Origin of the sequence: Microbacterium murale (assembly GCF_014635185.1) — a bacterium.
Classification (GTDB): domain Bacteria; phylum Actinomycetota; class Actinomycetes; order Actinomycetales; family Microbacteriaceae; genus Microbacterium; species Microbacterium murale.
In genome coordinates this window covers 213,772-236,368 of sequence record NZ_BMCM01000005.1, presented here as the reverse complement: position 1 = coordinate 236,368, position 22,597 = coordinate 213,772, and the positions used below count along the sequence as shown (strand labels likewise).

Genomic DNA, 22,597 nt, shown 5'->3' with positions numbered 1-22,597 from the left:
CAAGCTTGGAGTGACACAGTGACACCGAAGAACTCATCCGACTCCGCGGAGGACGAAACCCGCGGCGTACTAGACGACGCCGCGTCGTTGGATACGACGGCCATCGGCATTCTCGGACAGACCGCTCAGGTGAGCGTCTCCCTTCCGCAGGACGAGGACGACGACCTCGTCGACGACGCGGTGCTGGACGGTGAGATCCATTCGGAACTCATCATCGACCCGCCCGTCGAGGCCGCCGCGGTGGCCGCGAGCGACATCGGTCGCATCCACGAGGACAGGATCGGCATCGTCATCGAACTGCCGGCGGAGGATGTCGGAGCCGTCGACGAGGAGCCGACGCCGGCAGACGAGTCGGACGAGGTGATTGTGGAGGCCGTCGTCGAGCCGGATCCGGTCACGGAGGCCGCCGCGCAGACGGATTCGGCATCCGAGACGGCTCCCGAGAACGAGACGGAGCCTGCGCCCGAGAACGAGTCGGCTCCTGAGATCGTGTCGGTTCACGACGGCGAGCAGGCCGAGGAAGCTGGCGCCGAAGAGCAGGGTGAGCGCTCGCAGGCGTCCGCTGACGAGGCGGTGGACGCCTCCGTCGCCGCTGCACCCGCACGAGCAGCGTCGAAAACTAAGCCCAAGACGAAGAAGAAGCCATCTGCACGGGTGGCGGCAGCCTCCGCGCCCGCGGCCGATTCGAAGACCGCGGCCGAATCCGCACCGGAGACTGGGTCCCGCCCAGCATCCGAGCCCGCGCCGGCGGCTGAGCCTGCACCGGCACCTGAGCCCCCGCTGACACCGGCGGCCAGAGCGGCCACGCCACCACGAGCCGAGAGTGCGACAGCTGCGTGGATCGCCGCCGCGCTCAAGCAGGACGCTGCTGCATCCGCGACGTCTGCGTCCGCGGCATCCGTGCCGGCAGAGAAAGCGAAGAGCGAAACTGTGACGAACCCCGAAGAGACTCCGAAGCCGGCCAGGAAGCCCGCGGAGACGGCGATTTCCCAGCGGCCGGCCGCAGCACGACCCGAGGTCGCACTGACTTCGAAGCGGCTCGGTGATCAGCTGGGTCAGGCGACGCGTGAGTCGGCGGATCTGCTCACGGCCGACCGGCTGCTCGATCCTCACCAGGTGACGAAGCCCGAGCCGGAGGGCGCGTGGAGCCACTTCCTGTATGCGGCGTCCGGTCGACGCATCAACATCGGCGACGGCAAGCGTGCCCGCGCGCGCAAGGCTCTCACCTCGCGTATCGCCGCACCTCTCGCGGGCGGCGCGCGGTTCGTGCCGGTGCTCTCACGCAAGGGCGGTGTCGGCAAGACGACGATCACCGCGCTGCTCGGGATGGCACTGGCGGATGCCCGTGATGACCGGGTGATCGCCGTGGATGCGAATCCCGATCGCGGCACCCTGGCTGATCGCATCGTACGCACGCACAGCAAGTCGGTGCGCGACCTCGTGCGCGTTCACGAGGAGATCAAGGGATATCACGATGTCTCGTCGATCGTCGCGCGCGACTCCACACGACTGGACGTGCTCGCATCCGATGCTGATCCGCGCATCGCGGAGGCATTCAGTGACGACGACTACCGCGACGTCGCGAACGTCGCGGCCCACTATTACTCGCTCGTACTGACCGACACCGGCACCGGCATCGTGCACTCCGTCATGGGGGCGACTCTCGACCTGGCGGATCAGCTCATCATCGTCTCCGGCCTCAGCGTCGACGAGGCGCGTCTCGCCTCTGAGACCCTGACATGGCTCGAGACGAACGGCTATGCCGAGCTGGCGCGACGATCGATCGTCGTCCTGAACCAGTCCACGCCCGGCAGCCCGCTCGTGCGTCTGAACGAACTCGAGGCGCACTTCGCCACGCGTGCGAAGAGCGTGGTGCGCATGCCGTACGACTCGCAGATCGCCGGCGGAGGCGCCATCGTGTACGCCAACCTGCAGCCGGAGACGCGCCAGGCGGCTCGTGAGCTGGCAGCATCCCTCGTCGAGGGTCTTCGCGCGAGCGCGGCCTGATGGCGGTTCGCGAGATCCGCATCTTCGGCGACCCGGTGCTGCGCACCGTGTGTGCGCCGATCGGAGAGATCGATGATGGCGTGCGAGCCCTCGTCGCCGACCTCATCGAAACCGTCGAGCTGCCCGGCAGGGCCGGCGTGGCTGCCCCGCAGATCGGCGTGGCGGCACGGGCCTTCAGCTACAACATCGACGGCGACATCGGCTACGTGCTCAACCCGGTGCTGACCGAGGTACGCGGCGAAGCGGTGCCGACCGGCGAAGGCTGCCTCTCGGTTCCCGGGCTCTGGCACGATGCCCTCCGCCACCCCTGGGCGCGCGTCGAAGGGATCGATCTCGACGGCGAACCGGTGGCGCTCGAGGGCGAGGGCCTGCTCGCGCAGGCGCTGCAGCACGAGACCGACCATCTCGACGGCAAGCTGTACCTCACCAGACTCGCCCCGGAGGACCGCAAGATCGCGATGCGCGAGGTCCGCGAGAGCGACTGGTTTTAACACCTTCACCGCCGAGACCCCATCTTCGCGCCGAGACCCCGCCTTGCTGGCGTACGCAAGGCGGGGTCTCGGTGGTAAGGCGGGGTCTCGGTAAGCTCAGCCGCCGATCGGAACGTTGGTCGTGTTGACCGGCTCGTCGTAGATCGCCGCGACCTCAGCTGCGAAATCCTTCATGATCACGTTGCGCTTGATCGACATCTTCGGCGTGAGGTGGCCGCTGTCCTCTGTCCACTCCGAGTCGAGGATCGTGAACTTGCGGATCGACTCCGCGCGGGACACGTTGCCGTTGGCGACGTCGACGGCGCGCTGGATCTCGGCCCGCACCGCTTCGTTCTTCGACGCCTCGGCGAGTGACATCCCGGCCGAGAGGCCGTTGTTGCCGAGCCACGTCGGAAGCATCTCGGGGTCGAGCGTGATCAGGGCGGAGATGAACGGCTTCTGATCACCGACGACCACGACCTGACCGACGATCGGGTTCGCGCGGATGGGATCCTCGAGCGCAGCCGGCGCGACGTTCTTGCCGCCGGCCGTGACGATGATCTCCTTCTTGCGGCCGGTGACCGTGAGGAAGCCCTCCGAGTCGAAGCTGCCGATGTCGCCGGTGCGGAACCAGCCGTCGTGGAAGGATTCCGCCGTCGCTTCGGGGTTGTTCCAGTATTCCTTGAAGACGTTGATGCCCTTGACCTCGATCTCGCCGTCCTCAGCGAGGCGGACCCCGACGCCGGGAAGGGCCGGACCGACTGTGCCGATCTTCGACTTGTCGGCGAGGTTCACGGTCGCGGGGGCGGTGGTCTCAGTGAGGCCGTAGCCTTCCAGGATCACGACGCCGAGGCTGTGGAAGAAGTGACCGAGGCGCGGCCCCAGCGGAGCGGAACCGGAGACGGCGTAGACGATGTTGCCGCCCATGGCCGCCCGCAGCTTGCTGTAGACGAGCTTGTCGAACAGGGCGAACTTGATCTTCAGCCCGAACGGGATCTTCTTGCCCTCTTCGAGAAGGCGCGAGTGCTCGATCGCCGCGGCCGCAGCGGCGCGGAAGATCTTGCCCTTCCCGCCGGCTTCAGCCTTCTGCTCCGCAGAGTTGTAGACCTTCTCGAACACCCGCGGCACCGCCAGGAGGAAGGTCGGCTTGAACGAACCCAATGCCGGAAGCAGCTGCTTCGTGTCCGGCTGGTGTCCGGTGCGCACCCCGGCGTGGATGTTGAGGTGCGAGATGAATCGGGCGAAGATGTGCGCAGTGGTGATGAACAGGAGCGTGGACGCTCCTGGGGTCTCCACGACGGCGTTGAGGGCCTTGGCCGAGTTGCGGCACAGCTCGACGAAGTTGCTGTGCGTCAGGACGCAGCCCTTGGGGCGTCCGGTCGAACCGGACGTGTAGATGAGGGTCGCGATGTCGGAGCCCACGGCGATGTTGCGGCGGCGCTCGATCTCCGCGTCCTCGACGGCGACGCCGGCGGCGGTGAGCGTATCGATGGCGCCGACGTGCAGCTGCCAGACATCGCGGATCAGTGGAAGGTCGCCGCGCACCTCGTCGAATTTCGCGAAGTGGTCGGCGGATTCCACGATGAGCGCCGTGGCGCCGGAGTCTTCGAGGATCCACTGGATCTGCGACGGCGAGCTGGTCTCGTAGATCGGCACCATCACCGCACCGGCGTAGAAGAGCGCGAAGTCGACCAGGGTCCATTCGTACGTGGTGCGAGCGAGGAATCCGACCTTCTCGCCGGGCTGGATGCCCGCGGCGACGAGGCCCTTGGCCAGCGCGATCACGGCCGTCTGGAAGTCGGCGGCGCTGATGTCGTTCCATCCGTCGCCGTTCGGGACCGAGAACAAGGCCTTGTCGGGAGTGGCTTCGACTCGTTTGGCCAGCAGATCGGAGACGTTCGCGTCTGGATCAGCAGGGACGATCGCGGGAACTTCGAATTGAACCACGGCAACTCCTTCGGTACCGGTCGGGCACGGGTTTCCCCTGAGTCTAGGGCACAACCGGTCTCGGACCCGGGCAACTCTGGAATTCAGTCACGCACTCAGTGACACTCAGTCGCGCGGCCCGCGGCAATGGTTCGTGGGTGTCATGACGGGCGGTGGCAGGGCCGGGGATAGACTTCGTGACGATGTTCTACTGGCTGATGAAGTACGTCGTGATCGGCCCCGTGGTCAAGGCGATCTTCCGTCCTTGGATCGTGGGGCGCAGCAACGTGCCCAAGCACGGTGCCGCCATCCTGGCGAGCAATCACCTTTCGGTGTCCGACTCGGTGTTCCTCCCATTGCTGATCGATCGGCCGATGTCGTTCCTCGCGAAGAGCGACTACTTCACCGGGCGCGGTCTCAAGGGGTGGGCGACGAAGTACTTCATGAAGGCCACCGGGCAGATCCCCATCGATCGCTCCGGCGGAAAGGCCTCAGAGGCCTCGCTGAACACGGGTCTTCAGGTGCTCGGACGAGGTGACGTTCTCGGTATCTATCCCGAGGGAACGCGCAGTCCCGACGGCAAGCTGTATCGCGGGCGCACCGGCATCGCGCGGATGGCGCTCGAGGCCAGGGTTCCGGTGATCCCCGTGGTCATGGTCGACACCGACACCGCCATGCCCATCGGCCGCACCGTGCCACGGATCGTCCGCGTGGGGATCGTCATCGGCGAACCGCTGGACTTCTCCCGGTACGAGGGCATGGAGAACGACCGCTACATCCTGCGCTCCGTCACGGACGAGATCATGGTCGCCCTGCAGCGTCTGGGGGAGCAGCAATACGACGACGTCTACGCCTCCTCGGTGCGGGATCGGATGCCGCAGCGTTCGTGACCGGCCGCGGTCGTGACTGCGGGGTTCTGACGGCGAGGCGGCGCGCTCACGGCCAGTAAGCTGGGGAGATGCCTCAGCAGCTCGACGCCGCCCTGGACGCTTGGCGCACACTTCCCATCAAGCAACAGCCGACCTGGCCCGATGCGGATCGCGTCGCTGACGTGTCGGCACAGATCGCCGGGCTTCCGCCGCTGGTGTTCGCCGGTGAGGTCGACAACCTCCGCGATCGCCTCGCGCGCGCGGCATCCGGTCAGGCTTTCCTGCTGCAGGGCGGTGACTGCGCCGAGACGTTCGCCGGCGCGACCGCGGAGCAGATCCGCAACCGCATCAAGACCGTGCTGCAGATGGCCGTCGTGCTCACGTACGGCGCGTCGATGCCGATCGTCAAGATGGGTCGCATGGCAGGGCAGTTCGCGAAGCCTCGCTCGAGCGACTCGGAGACGCGCGGCGACGTCACGCTGCCGGCCTACCGCGGCGACATCGTCAATGGCTACGACTTCACTGAAGGCTCCCGCCAGGCCGATCCCGGGCGTCTGCTTCAGGGGTATCACACGGCCGCGTCCACGCTGAACCTGATCCGTGCGTTCACGCAGGGTGGCTTCGCCGACCTCCGTGAGGTGCACTCCTGGAACAAGGGCTTCGCATCGAACCCCGCCAACCAGCGGTACGAGCGCATGGCATCCGAGATCGACCGTGCGATCAAGTTCATGGAGGCCGCTGGGGCAGACTTCGACGAGCTCAAGCGCGTCGAGTTCTTCACCGGCCACGAGGGCCTGCTGATGGACTACGAGAGCCCGATGACGCGGATCGACTCGCGCACGGACACGCCGTACAACACCTCGGCGCACTTCCTCTGGATAGGGGAGCGCACGCGTGATCTCGACGGTGCGCATGTCGACTACTTCTCGAAGATCCGAAACCCCATCGGCGTGAAGCTCGGTCCCACCACCACGCCTGAGACGGCGCTGGCGCTGATCGACAAGCTCGACCCGAACCGCGAGCCGGGACGCCTCACCTTCATCACGCGCATGGGCGCTGGCAAGATCCGCGACGCACTGCCGCCGCTGCTCGAGGCCGTTCGGGAATCGGGCGCCCAGCCGCTGTGGGTCACGGATCCGATGCACGGCAACGGCATCACCACGCCGACCGGATACAAGACGCGTCGCTTCGACGATGTGGTCGACGAGGTGCGCGGCTTCTTCGAAGCGCACCGCGCAGTCGGCACGTTCCCCGGTGGCATCCACGTCGAGCTCACCGGCGATGACGTCACCGAGTGCCTCGGCGGCTCGGAGCACATCGACGAGGCCGCTCTGGCGACGCGCTACGAGTCGCTCTGCGACCCGCGACTGAACCACATGCAGAGCCTGGAACTCGCATTCCTCGTCGCCGAGGAGCTCGAGAAGCGCTGAGGCCTGGCCCTGACTCGGCGACGCTGGCGCGCCGCTTCGCGGTTGCGCGCCACTTCGTGACATCCGCGGCATCGATCGATGGCGCGGATGTCACTTCATGTAGCGGATGCCGTGCCTAGCGGATGCCGTAGCTAAAGGGCGCTGCGGATCAGGAGTGTGACCTCGCTGCCCGCTCGGCGCATGGCTCCCGCGGCCGGATCGGTGCCGGTGACCTCGGTCAGCCCGTTCGGGAACGGTGTCCACAGCGGGTTCCATGTGGGTTCGAATCCGGCATCGCGTAGCGTCTTCGCGGCGGTGTCGCGGTTCTGACCGGTCACGTCAGGCACTTCGAACAGCTGTGGTCCCTTGGAGACGACGAGGGTCATGGTGTCGCCGGGGCGCCAGTTGGCTCCACCGTCGCGTTCGGGAACGCTGATGACGCGTCCCTGTTCGACGTCGTTGCTGAACTCCTCGACGGTGGTCGTCATGATGTCCTTCTCGCCCATGGCCGACGACGCCTCGGAGGCCGTCATACCCACGACGTCGGGCAGACCGCCCAGCGAGACGATCAGATGTGCGGTGTCGGCCTCGAAGACGTTGCATCCCTCTCCGCATGCGACATCGTCGCCACCGGCACGCGGGGTAACGCTCGCATTGATCACGACGCCTTCGTCCGCGCGCGAGTACAACAGGAGATCGTCGTCGGAGACGGTGAGTCCGAGTTCCGCCAGATAGCTGCGCGCTTCGTCGGCGGTCTTGCCGTTCAACGACTCGACCGCGCGCGGCGCCGGACCTGTGGAGACGAAAACGCTCACCTCTGTGCCGCTGTCCAGTCGCTCGCCGCCTGCGGGATCGGTGCGGATGACGACACCGGGGTCGATATCGACCGAACTCTCCTCGGCGGCGACAGGGACAAAGCCCTCGTCGGACAGCGCCGCCGCCGCCTCGTCATAGCTCTTTCCCGCGACCGCCGGCACCGCGATGAGTGAGCCAGGACCTGACCCGAACCACCAGCCGACGCCTCCTGCGACCACGGCCAGCAGAAGTACGAGAGACAGCAGGAACGCGCCGCGGGCGCGGCGTTTCGACGTGCGCCGCCTGAGCAGCGTCGCGTTGTCGACGGGTTGTGCCGCCGGGGCCGCGACATCCTCGATCACCATCGTCGACGGCATGACCTTCGTCAGATCGCCCGAATCGCTCTGTGAACGGATCGGCGTGGTCGTCGCAGCGACGGCCGTGGGCGCGACGCCGAGCGAGCGTTCGATCTCGCGGAGGCGGTCGAGCATCTCCTGTGCGTTGTTCGGGCGCTCATCCGGGGACTTCTCGGTCGACCACAGCACGAGCTCGTCGAGCTGTTCCGGGACTCCTGGGTTGCGCACGCTCGGTCGGGGCACTGACTCTGTCGCGTGCTGGAAGGCGATCTGCATCGGCTGCTCGCCCTTGTACGGCTGCTCGCCGACGAGCATCTCGTAGAGCATGATGCCGAGTGCGTAGATGTCGCTGCGAGCGTCGGCGGTGCCGCGGGTGACGAGTTCTGGGGCGAGGTAGGCGATGGTGCCGAGCAGCTGCTGCCCGGTGGCGGTGTTCGCCGTCGTCGCCCTGGCGAGCCCGAAGTCGCCGATCTTGATACGGCCGTCCTCGGCGAGCAGCACGTTCTCGGGCTTCACGTCACGGTGCACGATGCCGGCCTTGTGGGCTGCTGCGAGGCCGGCGAGGATCGCATCCATGATCGTGATCGTCTGCGGGATCGTGAGACGGCGCTGTTCGCGCATCAGCTCGCGCAGCGTGATGCCGGGCAGGTACTCCATCACGAGGTAGGCGAGCTCGCCGTCCTGGCCCTGATCGAACACATTGACGACGTGCGGATCGGCGAGGCGGGCAGCGGCTCGGGCCTCCTGGATGAATCGGCTCTGGAACACCGAGTCATCGCTGAGGTGCCCGTGCATCACCTTGAGAGCGATCCTGCGCTCCAGGCGAAGGTCAGTCGCGACGTACACGGTCGCCATCCCGCCGCGCGCGATCCGAGCGCGCACGCGGTAGCGGCCGTCGACAAGCCGCCCGATGAGGGGATCAGCCTGCTGATTGGTCGTCACGTACAGAGTCTATGAAGAACTGGCTGGCAGACCGCGGAGCGGCTCACCCCTTTCGGGGACCGGATTGGCTGAGAATCAGCCATACAGGGCGATCCACTGGTAGGCCTGAGCCTCCCACTGGGCGTAACGATCCGGGTACGCCGAGATCTGCACGGCCTGCGCGGCATCCTTGAACGCCATGCCTTCCCAGCCGGAGACGTCGAGGAGCCCTCGCGATGTCGTGCCGTTCGGGTCGGACGTGCCACCGTAGAAGACGCGGATGCTGCGATCACGGTCCATGATCTGATCCACCGTGCCCCACCCGGTGCTCGGTCGCTGCTGGAACAGACCCAGCGAATCGCGGTCACCCCAGTCGAGGTTGCGCAGCCAGGATTCGACCATCGAGGTGGCCAGCGCGATCGCGATGCCGCGATCGGGGACACCGAGCTCGCGTCCGATCCGGATGATCATGGCAGCGTTCTCCGCCTGCGGTGCGTCGAGCACAGCCGTCTGGGCGGGCGCGGGAGCGGATGCTGCGGGAGCGGATACTGCGGGAGCGGGCGCTGCGGGAGCGGGCGGTGCGATGACGATGGCCTGTCCCGGATAGATGATCGATGCAGCGCTCAGACCGTTCGCGGCGTAGATCGCGTCCACGGACGTGCCGTGCTTCTGCGCGATCGCGAAGATCGTGTCGCCGGCGACCACGGTGTGTGCTGTGCCGCTGGCGGCCGCCGGGGCCGGCGTGGAAGCTGCGGGAGCTGCCGCGGGGGCAGGGGCGGGTGCTGCCGTGCCGGAGACCGCGAGGGTCTGACCCGGATAGATGACCGAATCCGGGCTCAGGCCGTTGGCCGCGAGGACGGCGTCGACGGTCGTCCCGTACTTCTGGGCGATCGCGAAGACCGTGTCGCCGGCGACCACGGCGTGCGTGCTTGTGGCGGCCGGAGCGGCCGGTGCCACCGGAGCCGACGCGGCAGGAGCCGGGGTCGAAGCGGGCGCAGCAACGATGAGGGTCTGACCCGGATAGATCACAGAGCGCCAGCCGAGTCCGTTCCAGGTGAGAACGTCGACGGTGCGCAGCCCGAAGCGCTGCGCGATCGAGAAGACGGTGTCCCCGTCTTGAACGGTGTAACTGGTGGGATTCGTCGTCGCGGGCAGGATGCGAGGCAACGCCGTGAGCCGATTCTCCGACTTCTGCTCGATCGGTGCTGCGGCGCTCGCTGGAGCGGCGCTCATCGCACTCGCCAGCACGCCCAGAACGGCCGCTGGAACGCCGAGCTGGACATATCTGGCACGAAGGCTCAGGGTGTTCGCTGTCAAGGTTTCCCCCCTTTGCTGACCCTGAAACGCTGACACGTATGTATATGGATGTCAACCAGAGTGACGGAAGTGATCTGTGTGAAAGAAGTGTCGATATGCGGTGCCGCGCTGAAGATGAGATAGTCGAAATGTGTCTGAGACTTCCCCCGAACCCACTGCCATCGAATGGCTGACGATGCCCGATCTCGTCGAGAGGCTCGACGAGCCGCTCGGCCGCGTGCGTCGGATGATCTCCGAGCAGTACCTGGTCGGATCGAACCGGAACGGTGTCTTCGGCGTGCCGGCGCAGTTCATCGTCGACGGGCATCCGCTCTCTTCCCTGCGCGGCACGATCATCGTCCTCACCGACGCCGGATTCACCGACGACGAGGTGATCGACTGGCTGTTCAGCGAGGACGACGAGCTCGGTCGCACGCCGATCGCCGCACTTCTGGACGGTCACAAGAGCGCCGTGCGCCGCGTCGCGCGCACACTCGCCTGACCCGCTTCAGGCGGAACGCACGGTCGCAGCGCGCGCGAGGTCTCGCAGCTCGCCGACGGCGGCGTTGTCCAGTCGCGCACCCGAGAGGGCGCGATCGGCCTCTTGCGCGTACGAGACGATGAGTTCCTCCACCCGCGCCAGTGCGCCGGATTGGGCGATCGTGGCCTGAAGCGCCGACACCTGATCAGCGGTGAGCGTCGGATCGCCCAGCAGCTCATCGAGCAGTCGCCTGGCCGATGCATCCAGCTGCTCACGCGTGAACGCGATCAGCACGGTGCGCTTGCCCTCACGAAGATCGTCTCCGGCCGGTTTGCCGGTGACCGACTGATCGCCGAACACACCGAGCACATCGTCGCGCAGCTGGAACGCCATGCCGATCGGATGGCCGAACCGGCGCAGCGCGTTCTGCTGCGACTCGTCGGCTCCGGCGAGCAGGGCGCCCAGCAGCAGCGGCTGCTCGATGCTGTACCGCGCCGACTTCAGCGAGATCACGCGCAGCGCGCGATCGGCGTGCTCCGAGATGGGATTGACCCGCCAGGCTGATTCCTCGGCGATGTCGAGGAACTGGCCCGTGGTGACATCGCGACGCATCCGGGCGTACTCCCGACGCACGTGGGGCGCCTGTGCGAGCCCGGTCAGAGCCTGCTCGAGCAGATCATCGCTCCAGGCGACGAGCAGATCGCCGAGAAGGATCGCGGCTGCGCGTCCGAACGGCTCGGCGTCTCCAGACCACGACAGCGCTCGGTACTGATGCTCGAGGGAACGGTGCGCTGCCGGAACGCCCCGTCGCGTGTCCGAGTTGTCGATCAGGTCGTCGTGCACGAGCGCGGCCGATTGGAAGATCTCCAGTGCGGCGCAGAGATCCCACAGTGCATCCGTCTCGACGGCGTCGCGTGCGGAGAAGCGCGCGACGGAGCGCCATCCGGCGTGGCAGAACCGTGCGCGCAGACGCTTGCCGCCCCGCAGCGTGGCTGCCGCGGATGCGATGAACATCGCAGCATCCGGTCCGTACGATTGCGTCTCGGATCCGAGCGCGGTCATGAAGAGATCCAGGCGGTCGGAGACGGCATCCTGGACAGGTGTGGAGGAGGGCACGATAATCAGCTTAGGTTCTCAGCCGATAACTAGCCTCGGCGGTTCCGCGAGCGTAGAATGAAAGACACTGAACCAAGGGGGGCGTCATGCCACTGTCTGAACAGGAGCAGCGTCTGCTCGACGAGATGGAACGCCATCTCCTGCACAACGACGCAGACATCGTAACCGCGCCCTCCGGCGATCGAACGCTCAGCTACCGCAATCTCGTGTACGGTGCCGTTCTTCTTCTCGTCGGAATCGGCGCGCTCGTCGCGGGCGTCGCACTCGGTGGCCAGCTCGGCGCTGTCGCCAGCATCATCGTCGGCGTGATCGGATTCGCCGCGATGGTCGCCGGCGTCATCCTGGCGGCGACTCCCGTGCGCCGCGTGGGCGGCACGCCTCGGGTCCGAAACGGCGCGGCGTCCAAGCCGCCGCAGACTTCGGCCTCCTTCATGGACCGGATGAACGACCGCTGGGATCGTCGCCAAGACGGTCGCTGACCTCTCCACTCACCAGAGCCCGGATGCATTGAGCATCCGGGCTTTTCTGCGTCCACGGGGATTGCGCGGCTTCTGAACGCCTCGATGCGTTGATCTCCTCCACTTTCCCTCCACGCTCCTCCACTGCACGCTGTTCCGCATTCTGGCGCGGAATCCCGGGGGAGGCGTGACCCGATATCGCCGAATCTGCCATGCTGTCCTGGTTTGCTCATATGAAAGTGGAGCAAAGTGGAGTAAAGTGGGGGACACCTCGAAGTTGGCCGGACACAGAGGGGGTGATGGCCGATGTTGCTGGGAACGCATTCACCGAAGCTCGACGACAAAGGTCGGGTCATCCTGCCTGCGAAGTTCCGTGAGGACCTCGGTGGCGGCATCGTCGTCACCCGCGGTCAAGAACGATGCCTGTACGTGTTCAGCACGGTCGAATTCGAGGCGATGCACGAGCGGATCCGGCAAGCACCGCTCAGCAACAAGCAGGCACGCGACTTCCTGCGCATGTTCCTTTCAGGGGCGAGCGCGGAGATGCCGGACAGCCAGAACCGCATCACGATCCCCGCGCACCTCCGTCAGTACGCGGGGCTCGAGAAGGAGCTCGTCGTCACCGGCGTCGGCGCGCACGCCGAGATCTGGGATGCGGCGGCCTGGAACGACTACCTCGCCGCCGGCGAGGACAACTACTCAGAACTCGAACAGGAGGTGATTCCGGGACTGTTCTGACCTCGACTGTGATGCCCCGCCGCTCCCGCCCCGACACACTTCCCCGGTGCCGGGTCGAGAAGCGGAGGGGGATCAGAGTCGAAGGTCACCCGAAACGATCATGAATCTTCGCGACATCCACACCCCGGTCCTCCTCGAACGCTGCGTCGAGCTGCTCGCGCCTGCGCTGCAGCATGACGGCGCAGTGCTGGTCGACGCCACGCTCGGCATGGGCGGGCACTCCGAGGCCCTGCTCGAGCGTTTCGGCAACATCCGTCTGATCGGGCTCGACCGCGACACCGATGCGCTGCGCATCGCAGGTCAGCGACTCGAACGCTTCGCCGATCGCGTCACGCTCGTGCACACGGTCTACGACGAGATCGGACTCCACGCACACGGCGCCTCCGGCATCCTCATGGATCTGGGCGTTTCGTCGCTGCAGCTCGATGAGGCCGAGCGCGGCTTCGCGTATTCGAAGGATGCTCCGCTGGACATGCGCATGGACCAGACGAAGGGCACGACCGCCGCCGATGTCCTCGCGACGTACAGCGAAGGAAACCTCCGTCGCATCTTCGAGCGCTACGGCGAGGAGAAGCTCGCTGCACGCTACGCCCGTTTCATCGTGCGCTCCCGTGATGAGAAGCCGCTCGTACGGTCGCAGGACCTCGTCGACCTGCTGCAGGCGGCGACTCCGGCCGCCGCACAGCGCGCAGGTCACCCGGCCAAGCGGGTGTTCCAGGCGCTGCGCATCGAGGTGAACTCCGAACTCAGTGTGCTCGCCGACGCGATCCCCGCCGCGATGGACGCATTGACCGTCGGCGGACGCATCGTCGTCATGAGCTACCAGTCGCTGGAGGACCGCCTCGTGAAGCAGGCCTTCGCGGCGGCATCCGCCTCCACGGCCCCTGCGGGGCTTCCCGTCGAATTGCCACAACATGCACCGCGCTTTCGCACCATCACGAAGGGCGCAGAAATAGCGGGCGAAGACGAGAAGGCACGAAATCCGCGCGCCATTCCGGTGCGTCTGCGTGCAGCCGAACGGATCAGGGAGGCCGCATGAGCCGTCAGGCGGCGACAGCCGCAGCACTGCTGCCCGAGCCGATCGCACCCGCGCCGCGCACGCCCCGTCGGCTTAAGCCCGTCACGGCGCCCGCTCGGCGTGCCAAGCCGAAGCTGGCCTACGCGCTCATCGCGCTCGGTGGGGCAGCGGCGATCGGGATCGCCCAGATCGGCCTGTCGCTGGCGATCACCCAGGACTCCTTCACCCTCGCAGACCTCACCTCGCAGCAGCGTGAACTCGACCTGCAGACGAGTGCGCTTCAGGATGAGCTCGCGGGGACGAGCTCACCTCAACTGCTCGCGACCAAGGCCTCCGAGCTGGGGATGGTCGTCGCCGGATCCGCCTCCTACCTGCGTTTGAGCGATTCGGCCGTGCTCGGTGCGAACACCGGCGCCGACGGCAGGTCGACGATCGATCCGAACGGGAACGGCGCGGTGCACAACGCGCTGTTGAACCAGAAGGCGCTCTCGGCGGCTGCGGCAGATGACGCAGAGACCTCGGCCGACGCCACCTCCGACGCCGTCGATGCGAACCTTCCCCCAGCCATCACCGACGGACTTCCGAGCCCCACGACCCGCTGATCACAGACGGAGAGAGCGACATGACGACACGATCCACCCGCGGCCCACGGCGCCGCACCGTCGTCGCCCTGGCGGTCATCCTCGCGGTGCTTTCGGCATTCGTCGTACGCCTCGTAGACATCCAGGTCGTCAGCGCGAACGATCACGTCGAAGACTCTCTGCATGTCGGACAGCTCGGCTCGACCGTGACGCTGCCCGGCAATCGCGGCTCCATCGTCGACGCGAACGGCACGGTGCTCGCATCCAGTGTCACCGTCTACGACGCGCAGCTGGACCCGATGCTGATCGCGAAGCTCGAGGACGATGAGGAGAACCCGCCGAAGACGTCCTGGAGCGACGCCGCCGACAAGATCGCGGCGATCACGGGGCAGGATGCAGACGATCTGCGCGCCGGTGTCGCCGCCACGCTCGAGAGCGACCCTGCATCGCGCTACCTGCCGCTGAAGAAGGGGCTCAGCACCGAGAAGTTCCTCGAGCTGCGCGATCTCGACCTGGTGTACCTCGACATGCTGCCGCGCGAGACGCGCGTGTATCCGAACGGCGCGGTCGCCGGCAACGTGATCGGCTACGTCGACAGCGCAGGTGTCGGCCAGTCGGGCGTGGAACAGCTCGAGAAGCAGTGCCTCTCGCCGGTGAACGGCGAGCGCACATATCTTCGCGGCAAGGACGGCAACATCATCCCCGGCAGTGATCGGACGGTCGCGGCGGAGAACGGCGGATCGGTGCAGCTGACGATCAACAGCGACCTGCAGTGGTATCTGACGCAGATGATCTCTGAGGAATCCCAGCGGATGGGCGCCCAGTCCGGCACAGTGACCGTAGTGGAGGTCGACACGGGCAAGATCCGCGCTGCTGCGGAATGGCCGTCGCTCGACCCCAACGACCTCAATGCCTCATCGCCCAACGACTGGGGCACGCGACTGTTCACCCACACGTTCGAGCCGGGGTCGACGTTCAAGGCGATCACGGCATCCACCGTGCTGGACACCGGTGCGGCCGACCTCAACACGACCGTCTCGGCGGCGAGCCGGGAGACGTTCCCCAACGGGGCCGTCATCAACGACGCGTTCGTGCACGGCGCCGAGAACTACACGCTCGCCGGCGGACTCATCGACTCGTCCAACGTCACCCTGTCGAAGTTCGGCACCATGGTCGACCCGCAGGTGCGCTTCGACTACCTGCAGAAGTTCGGCGTAGGAGAGCGGACGATCGACTTCCCCCGCGAGGAGCCCGGCGACTTGCCCCCCGCCTCCGGGTGGGACGCCCAGTCGCTGTACACCACGACGTTCGGGCAGCACTTCACCATCACCGCGCCCCAGCTCGCCGGCGCCTATCAGGCGATCGCGAACGGTGGCGAGAAGATCGACCTGTCGCTGATCGAGTCCTGCACCAAGGAGGACGGCGAGGTCGTGAAGCCCGATGCTCCCGAGCACGAGCAGATCGTCTCGGAATCGACCGCCGACACAGTGGCCAGGATGCTCGAGAACGTCGCCGTGCAGGGCGGTCTCTCCAAGATGGTCGACGTTCCCGGCTACCGCGTCGCGATCAAGACGGGTACCGGTGAGGTACCGGACGGCAGCGGCGGATACAAGCAGGGCGTGTATTTCACGAGCATGGTCGGCTTCGCCCCTGTGGACGATCCGCAGTACGTCGTGGTGGTCACTCTCGACCAGCCGACTAAGGTTGTATCGTCCACCGCCACGGCATCCGCCTTCCAGCAGGCGATGACGCAGGTGCTGAAGACCTACCGTGTCTCGCCCTCGACCGTCCCGATGGACGAGCTGCTTCCCAAATTCAAATAGCCGGCACTGAGCCGCGCATGGAGATTTCATGATCGCCCTGACGCTTGCCGAGATCGCCGCAATCACCGGTGGCGACTTGCGTCTCGTAGACCCCGACACTTCGGAGACCGTTGTGTCCGGTGTCGTCGACACCGACTCGAGGAACATGACCGCGGGCGGCGTCTTCGTCGCCAAGCCCGGAGCGGAGACCGACGGGCACCGATTCGTCGCGGCAGCGGTGACTGGCGGAGCGTCGGTGGCGATCGTCGAGCACATCGTGGACGCCCCGGTGTCGCAGGTGGTCGTGGCGGATGCCGTCGCCGCTCTCGCCGACCTCGCACGCGCTGTCGTCGCGCGCGTGCGCGCCGAAGGGCAGCTGAAGATCGTCGGCATCACCGGATCGAACGGCAAGACGACCACCAAGAACCTGCTCGCCCGCATCCTCGAGGATGAAGGCGAGACGATCGCTCCGATCAACTCGTACAACAACGAGGTCGGCGCCCCGGTCACGATGCTCCGCGTCACGGACAGCACCCGCTACCTCGTCAGCGAGTTCGGCGCCGCAGGCCCGGGCAGCATCGCCCACCTCGCGGGTCTCGTCGAGCCTGACATCGCCGTCGTCCTCATGGTCGGCATGGCGCACGCCGGCGGTTTCGGCGGCATCGAGGAGACGGCCAAGGCCAAGGCCGAACTCATCGCAGCCTCGCGCCCCGGCGGCACTGCCGTGCTGAACATCGACGACTCCCGAGTCGCCGCCATGCGCGATGCGGCCACGGCGCACGAGATGAACATCGTCGGCTTCGGGCAGGACGGCTCGGCCGACGTGCGCGCGAGTGACGTGCAGGTCGCCGCCGACGGCACCAGAGCGGTGATCACCACGGCCGAGGCGAGTCTGCCGCTGCACCTGAAGGTGCTCGGCGCGCACCACATCACCAACGCCCTCGCTGCGATCGCCGCCGCGGGCGTTCTCGGGGTACCCCTCGCCGATGCGATCGCCAGGGTCGAGACCGTTCAGGTCGCGGAGCGCTGGCGCATGCAGCCGCTCGGCAACGACCGTGTGCGCATCATCAACGATGCCTACAACGCCAGCCCCGATTCCATGGCCGCCGCCCTGCGCACACTCGCCCAGATCACCGGTCCTGACGAGCGCACCGTCGCCGTGCTCGGAGCGATGAGCGAACTCGGCGAGAGCGCAGGGGAGGAGCACGACAGGATCGGACTGCTCGCGGTGCGCCTGAACATTCGGCGCATCGTCGTCGTCGGTCCTGAGGCGCGTCGCCTCTACCTCTCCGTCGTCGGCGAGGGGTCCTGGGACAGCGAAGCCGTGCACCTGCCCGACCAGGATGCCGCCTACGAATACCTGCGCACGGAGCTCCGCGACGGAGACCGTGTGCTCGTGAAATCATCCAATTCCGTGGGCCTTCGGCATCTCGGCGATCGTCTGGGAGAATTGTTCTCGTGAGATCACTCCTCATGGCGGCTGCGATTTCGCTCGCCTTCACTCTGTTCCTGACTCCCGTCTTCCTCCGGCTGTTCCGCCGGTGGGGCTGGGGACAGGTGATCCGCACCCCCGAAGACATCGCGAATCCGAGCCACAGCGCCAAACGCGGCACGCCGACCATGGGCGGTCTCATCTTCATCGTGGGCACGATCGTCGGCTACTTCGTCGGCGTCTACGCTGGTGGCAGCGAGCCCGCACTTTCCGCGCTCCTCGTCCTCTGGCTCATGATCGGGTTCGGAGCCGTGGGCTTCATCGACGATTACATGAAGGTGAAGTCCCAGCGCAGTCTCGGCCTCTCGGGCTGGCGCAAGGTGATCGGCCAGCTCGTCGTGATGATCCCGTTCGGGGTCGTCGCACTGAACTTCCGGAACCAGTTCGGCCAGACGCCCGCAAGCGGCTACGTCTCGCTGTTCCGCGACATCACCTGGCTCAACCTGTTCGGCTTCGGTTTGATCCTCGGCTGGATCGCGTATCTGATCTGGATCGCCGTGATCGGCATCGCCACCTCCAACAGCGTGAACCTCACCGACGGTCTCGACGGGCTCGCATCCGGTGCCGGAGTCTTCGTCGTCGGCGCGTACAGCCTGATCGCCTTCTGGCAGTTCAAGCAGTCCTGTGCGAGCGCAGGGGTCGATCCCGGCACCCTCGACGCCTGCTATGAGGTGCGAGATCCGTTCAGCCTCGCGATCGTCTCCGCATCGTTCGCCGCCGGGCTCATCGGATTCCTCTGGTGGAATGCGCCCAAGGCCAAGGTGTTCATGGGTGACGTCGGCTCGATGGCGATCGGCGGCGTCATCACGGCGATGGCGATCCTCACCCGCACCGAACTGCTGCTCTTCGTGATCGCCGGCGTGTTCGTGCTGTCGTCCGGATCCGTCATCCTCCAGCGGCTGTACTTCAAGATCACCCGCGGCAAGCGCCTGTTCCTGATGAGCCCGTTCCACCACCACCTGGAGATGCGCGGCTGGTCGGAGATGACGATCGTCGTGCGTCTGTGGATCATCGCGGGTCTGCTCGCGGTCTCCGCTGTCGGTCTGTTCTACGTCGAGTGGCTCACCGGAGTGGACGGATGAGCAGCGTTCGTCTTGACGCTCTGACCAGCTGGCACGCCGACTGGAAAGGGCTTCGCGTCGCGGTGCTCGGCCTGTCGGTGACGGGCTTCTCGGCAGCCGACACCCTCGCCGAGCTCGGCGCCGATGTGCTCGTGCTCTCGGAATCCGCCGCGGAGGAGTACGAGCGCCTCATTCCCGTCATCGGTGCGCGCCTCGACCTCGGCGCACTCGACGAGGTGCCGCAGTCGCTGCGTGACTTCGACCCCGAGGTCATCGTCGCCTCTCCCGGCTTCTCGCCGTCGCATCCGATCATCCGCTGGGCTCAGGATGCCGGGATCGCTCTGTGGGGAGACATCGAACTCGCCTGGCGGGTACGCGACAAGGTCGTGCGCGCCGACGGAACCCCGGCCGAGTGGGTGCTGATCACCGGCACGAACGGCAAGACCACGACCACCCAGCTCACCGCGACGCTGCTCGTCGAGGGCGGCCTGCGGGCCGCTCCGTGCGGCAACATCGGCATCCCTGTGCTGGATGCCGTCCGCGACCCGGCAGGCTTCGACGTGCTCGTCGTCGAGCTCTCCAGCCACCAGCTCTGGTACATCGGTCTGAGCAGCAGTGCAGGCGCCCTCGTGCCGTACGCATCCGTCTGCCTGAACCTCGCCGACGACCATCTCGTCTGGCACGGCAGCGCAGCGGCCTACCGCGACGCGAAGGCCCACGTCTACCGGAACACCCGCGTCGCCTGCGTGTACAACAAGGCCGATGAGGCGACGCGCATCATGGTCGAGGACGCCGAAGTCATCGAAGGGGCGAGGGCGATCGGATTCGACCTCGGCGTGCCAGGACCGAGCGATCTCGGGGTCGTCGACGGCATCCTCGCCGACCGCGCATTTCACGACGACCGCGCTCACAGCGCCCTCGAACTCACCACCGTCGAAGACCTCGCCGAGGCGGGGCTGGCGGCCCCCCACATCGTGCAGAACATCCTGGCGGCCAGCGCGCTGGCTCGCTCACTCGGCACCGCTCCGGAGGCGATCAAGCGCGCCCTGCAGACGTTCCGCCTCGACGAGCATCGCATCCAGGTCATCGCCCGGCACGCCGGCATCACCTGGGTCGACGACTCCAAGGCGACCAACCCGCACGCGGCGGCCTCTTCGCTGCGCGCATACCCCGGCGCGATCTGGGTCGTCGGCGGCGATCTCAAGGGCGTGGACCTGTCGGAGCTCGTCGCGGATGCCGGCAGAACCGCCGGCGCTGCACTGGTGATCGGCGTCGAGCGCGGTGAGGTCGTCGCGGCATTCGCGCGACACGCGCCCGCGGTGCCGGTGATCGAGGTGGTCACTGGCGAGACTGAAGATGTCATGACCCGTGTGGTGGAACTCGCCGCAGGGATCGCCGATGACGGGGGAACGGTACTACTGGCTCCCGCCGCGGCGTCCTTCGACCAGTTCACGAGCTACGGGGATCGTGGACACCGTTTCGCCGACGCGGTGCGCAAGTGGATCGATCGGGGGAGCGCCGATGACGCAGGTGGCCCGCCCGCCGCGCACTGACGCGGGGCAGCCCAGCAGGGGACTCGCGGCGCGTGTCTCCCTCGGGCGCATCTTCACACCGCCGTCGAATGAGTTCCTCCTCATCGCATCCACGGCGCTCCTGCTGACGGTGTTCGGGATCATCATGGTGATCTCGGCCACGAGCGCGACAGAGACCGGCGTCATGGACACGGCCATCAAGCAGGCCATGTTCGCCGCCGTCGGCATCCCGCTGATGTTCCTGGTCAGCCGCCTCCCGATCCGTTTTCTCAAGCGGATGGCCTGGCCGGCGCTCATCCTCGCCACCATGGTGCAGCTGCTGGTGTTCATCCCCGGCATCGGCGTGAACAGCGACGGCAACCAGAACTGGATCCGCATCGCCGGATTCTCGATGCAGCCCTCGGAGTTCCTCAAATTCGCGCTCGCACTGTGGGTCGCGTACGTGCTGCTGCGCAAACGTGCGCTGCTCGGCATCTGGCAACACGTCTTCATCCCCGTGATCCCGGTCGCCGTGCTCGTGATCGGCACGGTTCTCGCGGGGCGTGACCTCGGCACCGGGATGGTGCTCGTGCTCATCCTGCTGGGCTGCCTGTTCTTCGCAGGCGTCAAGCTGCGCCTGTTCATCATCCCCGTACTGCTCGGCATCGTCGGCGTCATCGCGCTGGCTGTCCTGAGCCCTGACCGCATGCGACGCATCACCGCGGTGTGCACCGACATGAGCAACTACGAGAACGACTGCTACCAGTCGATCCATGCCGTCTGGGGCATGGCGAACGGGGGGATTTTCGGCCTCGGCCTCGGCAACTCGCAGGAGAAGTACGGATGGCTTCCGGCGGCCGCGAACGACTTCATCTTCGCGATCGTCGGAGAAGAACTCGGACTCATCGGGTGCCTTGTCGTCCTCGGACTGTTCACGTTCTTCGCGGTCGGCGCGTTCCACATCATCCGCAAGACGACCGACCCGTTCATCCGCGTCGCAGCGGGCGGCATCACGGTCTGGGTGCTCGGTCAGGCGCTCATCAACATCGGCGTCGTGATCGGCATCTTCCCCGTCATGGGCGTGCCTCTCCCGTTCATGTCGCAGGGCGGCACTGCGCTGCTCGCGGTGCTGCTGGCCTGCGGTGTGCTGCTCGCGTTCGCTCGCACGATCCCCGCATCCTCGCGGGGTAAAGTCACCAGGTGACCACGTACCTCCTCGCCGGCGGCGGCACCGCCGGCCACGTCAATCCGCTGCTTGCCGTCGCCGATTCGCTGCGTGAGCGTGACCCGGAATCGACCGTGCTCGTGCTCGGCACGAAGGAGGGTCTGGAGGCGCGACTTGTTCCGGAACGCGGCTATGAACTGCTGATCGTCGACAAGGTGCCGTTCCCGCGTCGTCCGAACAGGCAGGCTGCAGCGTTCCCCGCGCGGTTCCGGAAGGCGATCGCTCAGGTGCGCGTGCACATCCGCGAACACCGTGCCGAGGTCGTCGTGGGCTTCGGCGGCTACGCCTCGGCGCCCGCGTACATCGCGGCCCGCCGTGAGAAGGTGCCGTTCGTCGTGCACGAGGCCAATGCCAAGCCCGGACTTGCGAACGTGCTCGGCGCGCGCTGGGCGGCGGGAATCGGCGTCGCATTCGAAGGCACCCCGCTGAAGCGCAGCGAGGTGGTCGGCATGCCGCTGCGTCACGAGATCGTGGACCTCGACCGTGCAGCGACGCGCGCGGAAGCCGCGGATCATTTCGGAATGGATGCGGCACAGCCCGTGCTTCTAGTGTTCGGCGGCTCGCTCGGCGCGCTCCGCCTGAACGAGGCCTTCGCCGGCTCCTGGCGCGACGTGCTCGCAGCGGGGTGGCAGTTGCTGCATGTGACGGGGGAGCGCAGCGATCTCGTCGACCCTGAAGCGCCCGGCTACGTCATGCGCCGGTATATCGACCGCATGGATCTGGCGTTCGCCCTGGCCGATCTGATCGTCTCCCGCGCCGGCTCAGCCACTGTGAGCGAGATCAGCGCTCTCGGCATCCCCGCTGTGTATGTGCCGTACGCGGTCGGAAACGGAGAGCAGCGGCTGAACGCCGCGTCCGCGGTCGCCGCGGGCGCCGCGATCCTGCTCGAGGACGGCAGCTTCACGGGTGACACAGTCCGCGACACCGTCGTGCCGCTGCTGGCGGATCGTGAGCGCATCGACCGGATGGCGCGCGCGGCAGAGCACGTCGGCACGCGCACCGGCACCGAGAACGTCATCGCGATGATCGACCGCGCGCTCAGGGCCGCGAATTAGGATGGACAGG

Annotated in this window: 19 protein-coding genes; 15 read left to right on the top strand and 4 right to left on the bottom strand. The window is 66.8% G+C overall.

The features are described from left to right. Positions 1-18: 18 nt before the first annotated feature. A complete protein-coding gene (locus tag IEV67_RS15480) occupies positions 19-2,007 on the top strand; it encodes a MinD/ParA family ATP-binding protein (RefSeq protein WP_188437465.1) in 1,989 nt (662 codons plus the stop codon). Further along, positions 2,007-2,498 (top strand): peptide deformylase, encoded by a 492-nt coding sequence (gene def / locus IEV67_RS15475; protein WP_188437464.1) that lies wholly within the window; start codon positions 2,007-2,009, stop codon positions 2,496-2,498. The genes IEV67_RS15480 and def overlap by 1 nt, the downstream gene beginning before the upstream one ends. Positions 2,499-2,594: 96 nt before the next feature. Here def and IEV67_RS15470 read toward each other — a convergent pair whose 3' ends face one another. Then, a complete protein-coding gene (locus tag IEV67_RS15470) occupies positions 2,595-4,424 on the bottom strand; it encodes an AMP-dependent synthetase/ligase (RefSeq protein ID WP_188437463.1) in 1,830 nt (609 codons plus the stop codon). 182 nt (positions 4,425-4,606) lie between these two features. On the opposite strand from IEV67_RS15470, the gene IEV67_RS15465 reads away from it, so the two are divergent. Both IEV67_RS15465 and IEV67_RS15460 read left to right on the top strand, forming a co-directional pair. After that, positions 4,607-5,293 carry a lysophospholipid acyltransferase family protein gene (locus tag IEV67_RS15465; RefSeq protein WP_188437542.1) on the top strand — a complete coding sequence of 229 codons (687 nt, stop codon included), beginning with the start codon at positions 4,607-4,609 and terminating at the stop codon, positions 5,291-5,293. 68 nt (positions 5,294-5,361) lie between these two features. Beyond that, positions 5,362-6,702, top strand: coding sequence for a class II 3-deoxy-7-phosphoheptulonate synthase (locus tag IEV67_RS15460; protein ID WP_188437462.1), 1,341 nt, complete (start codon positions 5,362-5,364; stop codon positions 6,700-6,702). Positions 6,703-6,833: 131 nt separating this feature from the next. On the opposite strand, the gene pknB is transcribed toward IEV67_RS15460, so the two are convergent. Continuing rightward, a complete protein-coding gene (gene pknB, locus IEV67_RS15455; RefSeq protein WP_188437461.1) occupies positions 6,834-8,774 on the bottom strand; it encodes a Stk1 family PASTA domain-containing Ser/Thr kinase in 1,941 nt (646 codons plus the stop codon). A 75-nt stretch (positions 8,775-8,849) separates the two neighbouring features. Beyond that, complete coding sequence (locus IEV67_RS15450) at positions 8,850-10,070, bottom strand: LysM peptidoglycan-binding domain-containing protein (protein WP_229703188.1); 1,221 nt, start codon at positions 10,068-10,070, stop codon at positions 8,850-8,852. Between the two features lie 130 nt (positions 10,071-10,200). On the opposite strand from IEV67_RS15450, the gene IEV67_RS15445 reads away from it, so the two are divergent. Beyond that, on the top strand, positions 10,201-10,551 hold the full coding sequence (locus IEV67_RS15445; RefSeq protein WP_373284499.1) for an Rv2175c family DNA-binding protein: 351 nt from the start codon (positions 10,201-10,203) through the stop codon (positions 10,549-10,551). Positions 10,552-10,557: 6 nt separating this feature from the next. Here IEV67_RS15445 and IEV67_RS15440 read toward each other — a convergent pair whose 3' ends face one another. Continuing rightward, positions 10,558-11,646, bottom strand: coding sequence for a polyprenyl synthetase family protein (locus IEV67_RS15440; protein WP_229703186.1), 1,089 nt, complete (start codon positions 11,644-11,646; stop codon positions 10,558-10,560). A gap of 86 nt (positions 11,647-11,732) precedes the next feature. Between IEV67_RS15440 and IEV67_RS15435 the strand changes: the two genes are divergently transcribed. The 10 genes from IEV67_RS15435 (at position 11,733) to IEV67_RS15390 (ending at position 22,587) form a co-directional block, all read left to right on the top strand. After that, positions 11,733-12,125 (top strand): SCO2097 family morphological protein, encoded by a 393-nt coding sequence (locus IEV67_RS15435; protein ID WP_188437460.1) that lies wholly within the window; start codon positions 11,733-11,735, stop codon positions 12,123-12,125. Between the two features lie 285 nt (positions 12,126-12,410). Beyond that, positions 12,411-12,842: a division/cell wall cluster transcriptional repressor MraZ gene (mraZ, locus tag IEV67_RS15430; RefSeq protein WP_188437459.1), complete on the top strand. Its 432-nt coding sequence runs from the start codon at positions 12,411-12,413 to the stop codon at positions 12,840-12,842. Positions 12,843-12,942: 100 nt separating this feature from the next. Then, complete coding sequence (gene rsmH, locus IEV67_RS15425) at positions 12,943-13,881, top strand: 16S rRNA (cytosine(1402)-N(4))-methyltransferase RsmH (protein WP_188437458.1); 939 nt, start codon at positions 12,943-12,945, stop codon at positions 13,879-13,881. After that, positions 13,878-14,462: a cell division protein FtsL gene (ftsL, locus tag IEV67_RS15420; protein ID WP_188437457.1), complete on the top strand. Its 585-nt coding sequence runs from the start codon at positions 13,878-13,880 to the stop codon at positions 14,460-14,462. Before rsmH ends, ftsL begins: the two co-directional genes overlap by 4 nt. Positions 14,463-14,482: 20 nt before the next feature. Then, positions 14,483-16,264 (top strand): peptidoglycan D,D-transpeptidase FtsI family protein, encoded by a 1,782-nt coding sequence (locus tag IEV67_RS15415; protein WP_188437456.1) that lies wholly within the window; start codon positions 14,483-14,485, stop codon positions 16,262-16,264. A 28-nt stretch (positions 16,265-16,292) separates the two neighbouring features. Then, the gene (locus tag IEV67_RS15410) at positions 16,293-17,705 is read left to right on the top strand and encodes a UDP-N-acetylmuramoyl-tripeptide--D-alanyl-D-alanine ligase (RefSeq protein WP_188437455.1); all 1,413 of its coding nucleotides are present in this window, start codon (positions 16,293-16,295) and stop codon (positions 17,703-17,705) included. Beyond that, the gene (gene mraY, locus IEV67_RS15405) at positions 17,702-18,817 is read left to right on the top strand and encodes a phospho-N-acetylmuramoyl-pentapeptide-transferase (RefSeq protein ID WP_188437454.1); all 1,116 of its coding nucleotides are present in this window, start codon (positions 17,702-17,704) and stop codon (positions 18,815-18,817) included. The genes IEV67_RS15410 and mraY overlap by 4 nt, the downstream gene beginning before the upstream one ends. Continuing rightward, a complete protein-coding gene (gene murD / locus IEV67_RS15400; protein ID WP_188437453.1) occupies positions 18,814-20,349 on the top strand; it encodes a UDP-N-acetylmuramoyl-L-alanine--D-glutamate ligase in 1,536 nt (511 codons plus the stop codon). The genes mraY and murD overlap by 4 nt, the downstream gene beginning before the upstream one ends. Next, complete coding sequence (ftsW, locus tag IEV67_RS15395) at positions 20,318-21,511, top strand: putative lipid II flippase FtsW (protein ID WP_188437452.1); 1,194 nt, start codon at positions 20,318-20,320, stop codon at positions 21,509-21,511. The genes murD and ftsW overlap by 32 nt, the downstream gene beginning before the upstream one ends. After that, complete coding sequence (locus IEV67_RS15390) at positions 21,508-22,587, top strand: UDP-N-acetylglucosamine--N-acetylmuramyl-(pentapeptide) pyrophosphoryl-undecaprenol N-acetylglucosamine transferase (protein WP_188437451.1); 1,080 nt, start codon at positions 21,508-21,510, stop codon at positions 22,585-22,587. The genes ftsW and IEV67_RS15390 overlap by 4 nt, the downstream gene beginning before the upstream one ends. The last annotated feature ends 10 nt before the right edge of the window (positions 22,588-22,597 follow it).

Bases quoted from the DNA above. Each gene is read 5' to 3' on its own strand.
- def (WP_188437464.1), top strand. From the start codon at position 2,007: ATGGCGGTTCGCGAGATCCGCATCTTCGGCGACCCGGTGCTGCGCACC.
- IEV67_RS15465 (WP_188437542.1), top strand. From the start codon at position 4,607: ATGTTCTACTGGCTGATGAAGTACGTCGTGATCGGCCCCGTGGTCAAG.
- IEV67_RS15460 (WP_188437462.1), top strand. From the start codon at position 5,362: ATGCCTCAGCAGCTCGACGCCGCCCTGGACGCTTGGCGCACACTTCCC.
- IEV67_RS15435 (WP_188437460.1), top strand. From the start codon at position 11,733: ATGCCACTGTCTGAACAGGAGCAGCGTCTGCTCGACGAGATGGAACGC.
- mraZ (WP_188437459.1), top strand. From the start codon at position 12,411: ATGTTGCTGGGAACGCATTCACCGAAGCTCGACGACAAAGGTCGGGTC.
- rsmH (WP_188437458.1), top strand. From the start codon at position 12,943: ATGAATCTTCGCGACATCCACACCCCGGTCCTCCTCGAACGCTGCGTC.
- ftsL (WP_188437457.1), top strand. From the start codon at position 13,878: ATGAGCCGTCAGGCGGCGACAGCCGCAGCACTGCTGCCCGAGCCGATC.
- IEV67_RS15415 (WP_188437456.1), top strand. From the start codon at position 14,483: ATGACGACACGATCCACCCGCGGCCCACGGCGCCGCACCGTCGTCGCC.
- IEV67_RS15410 (WP_188437455.1), top strand. From the start codon at position 16,293: ATGATCGCCCTGACGCTTGCCGAGATCGCCGCAATCACCGGTGGCGAC.
- murD (WP_188437453.1), top strand. From the start codon at position 18,814: ATGAGCAGCGTTCGTCTTGACGCTCTGACCAGCTGGCACGCCGACTGG.
- ftsW (WP_188437452.1), top strand. From the start codon at position 20,318: ATGACGCAGGTGGCCCGCCCGCCGCGCACTGACGCGGGGCAGCCCAGC.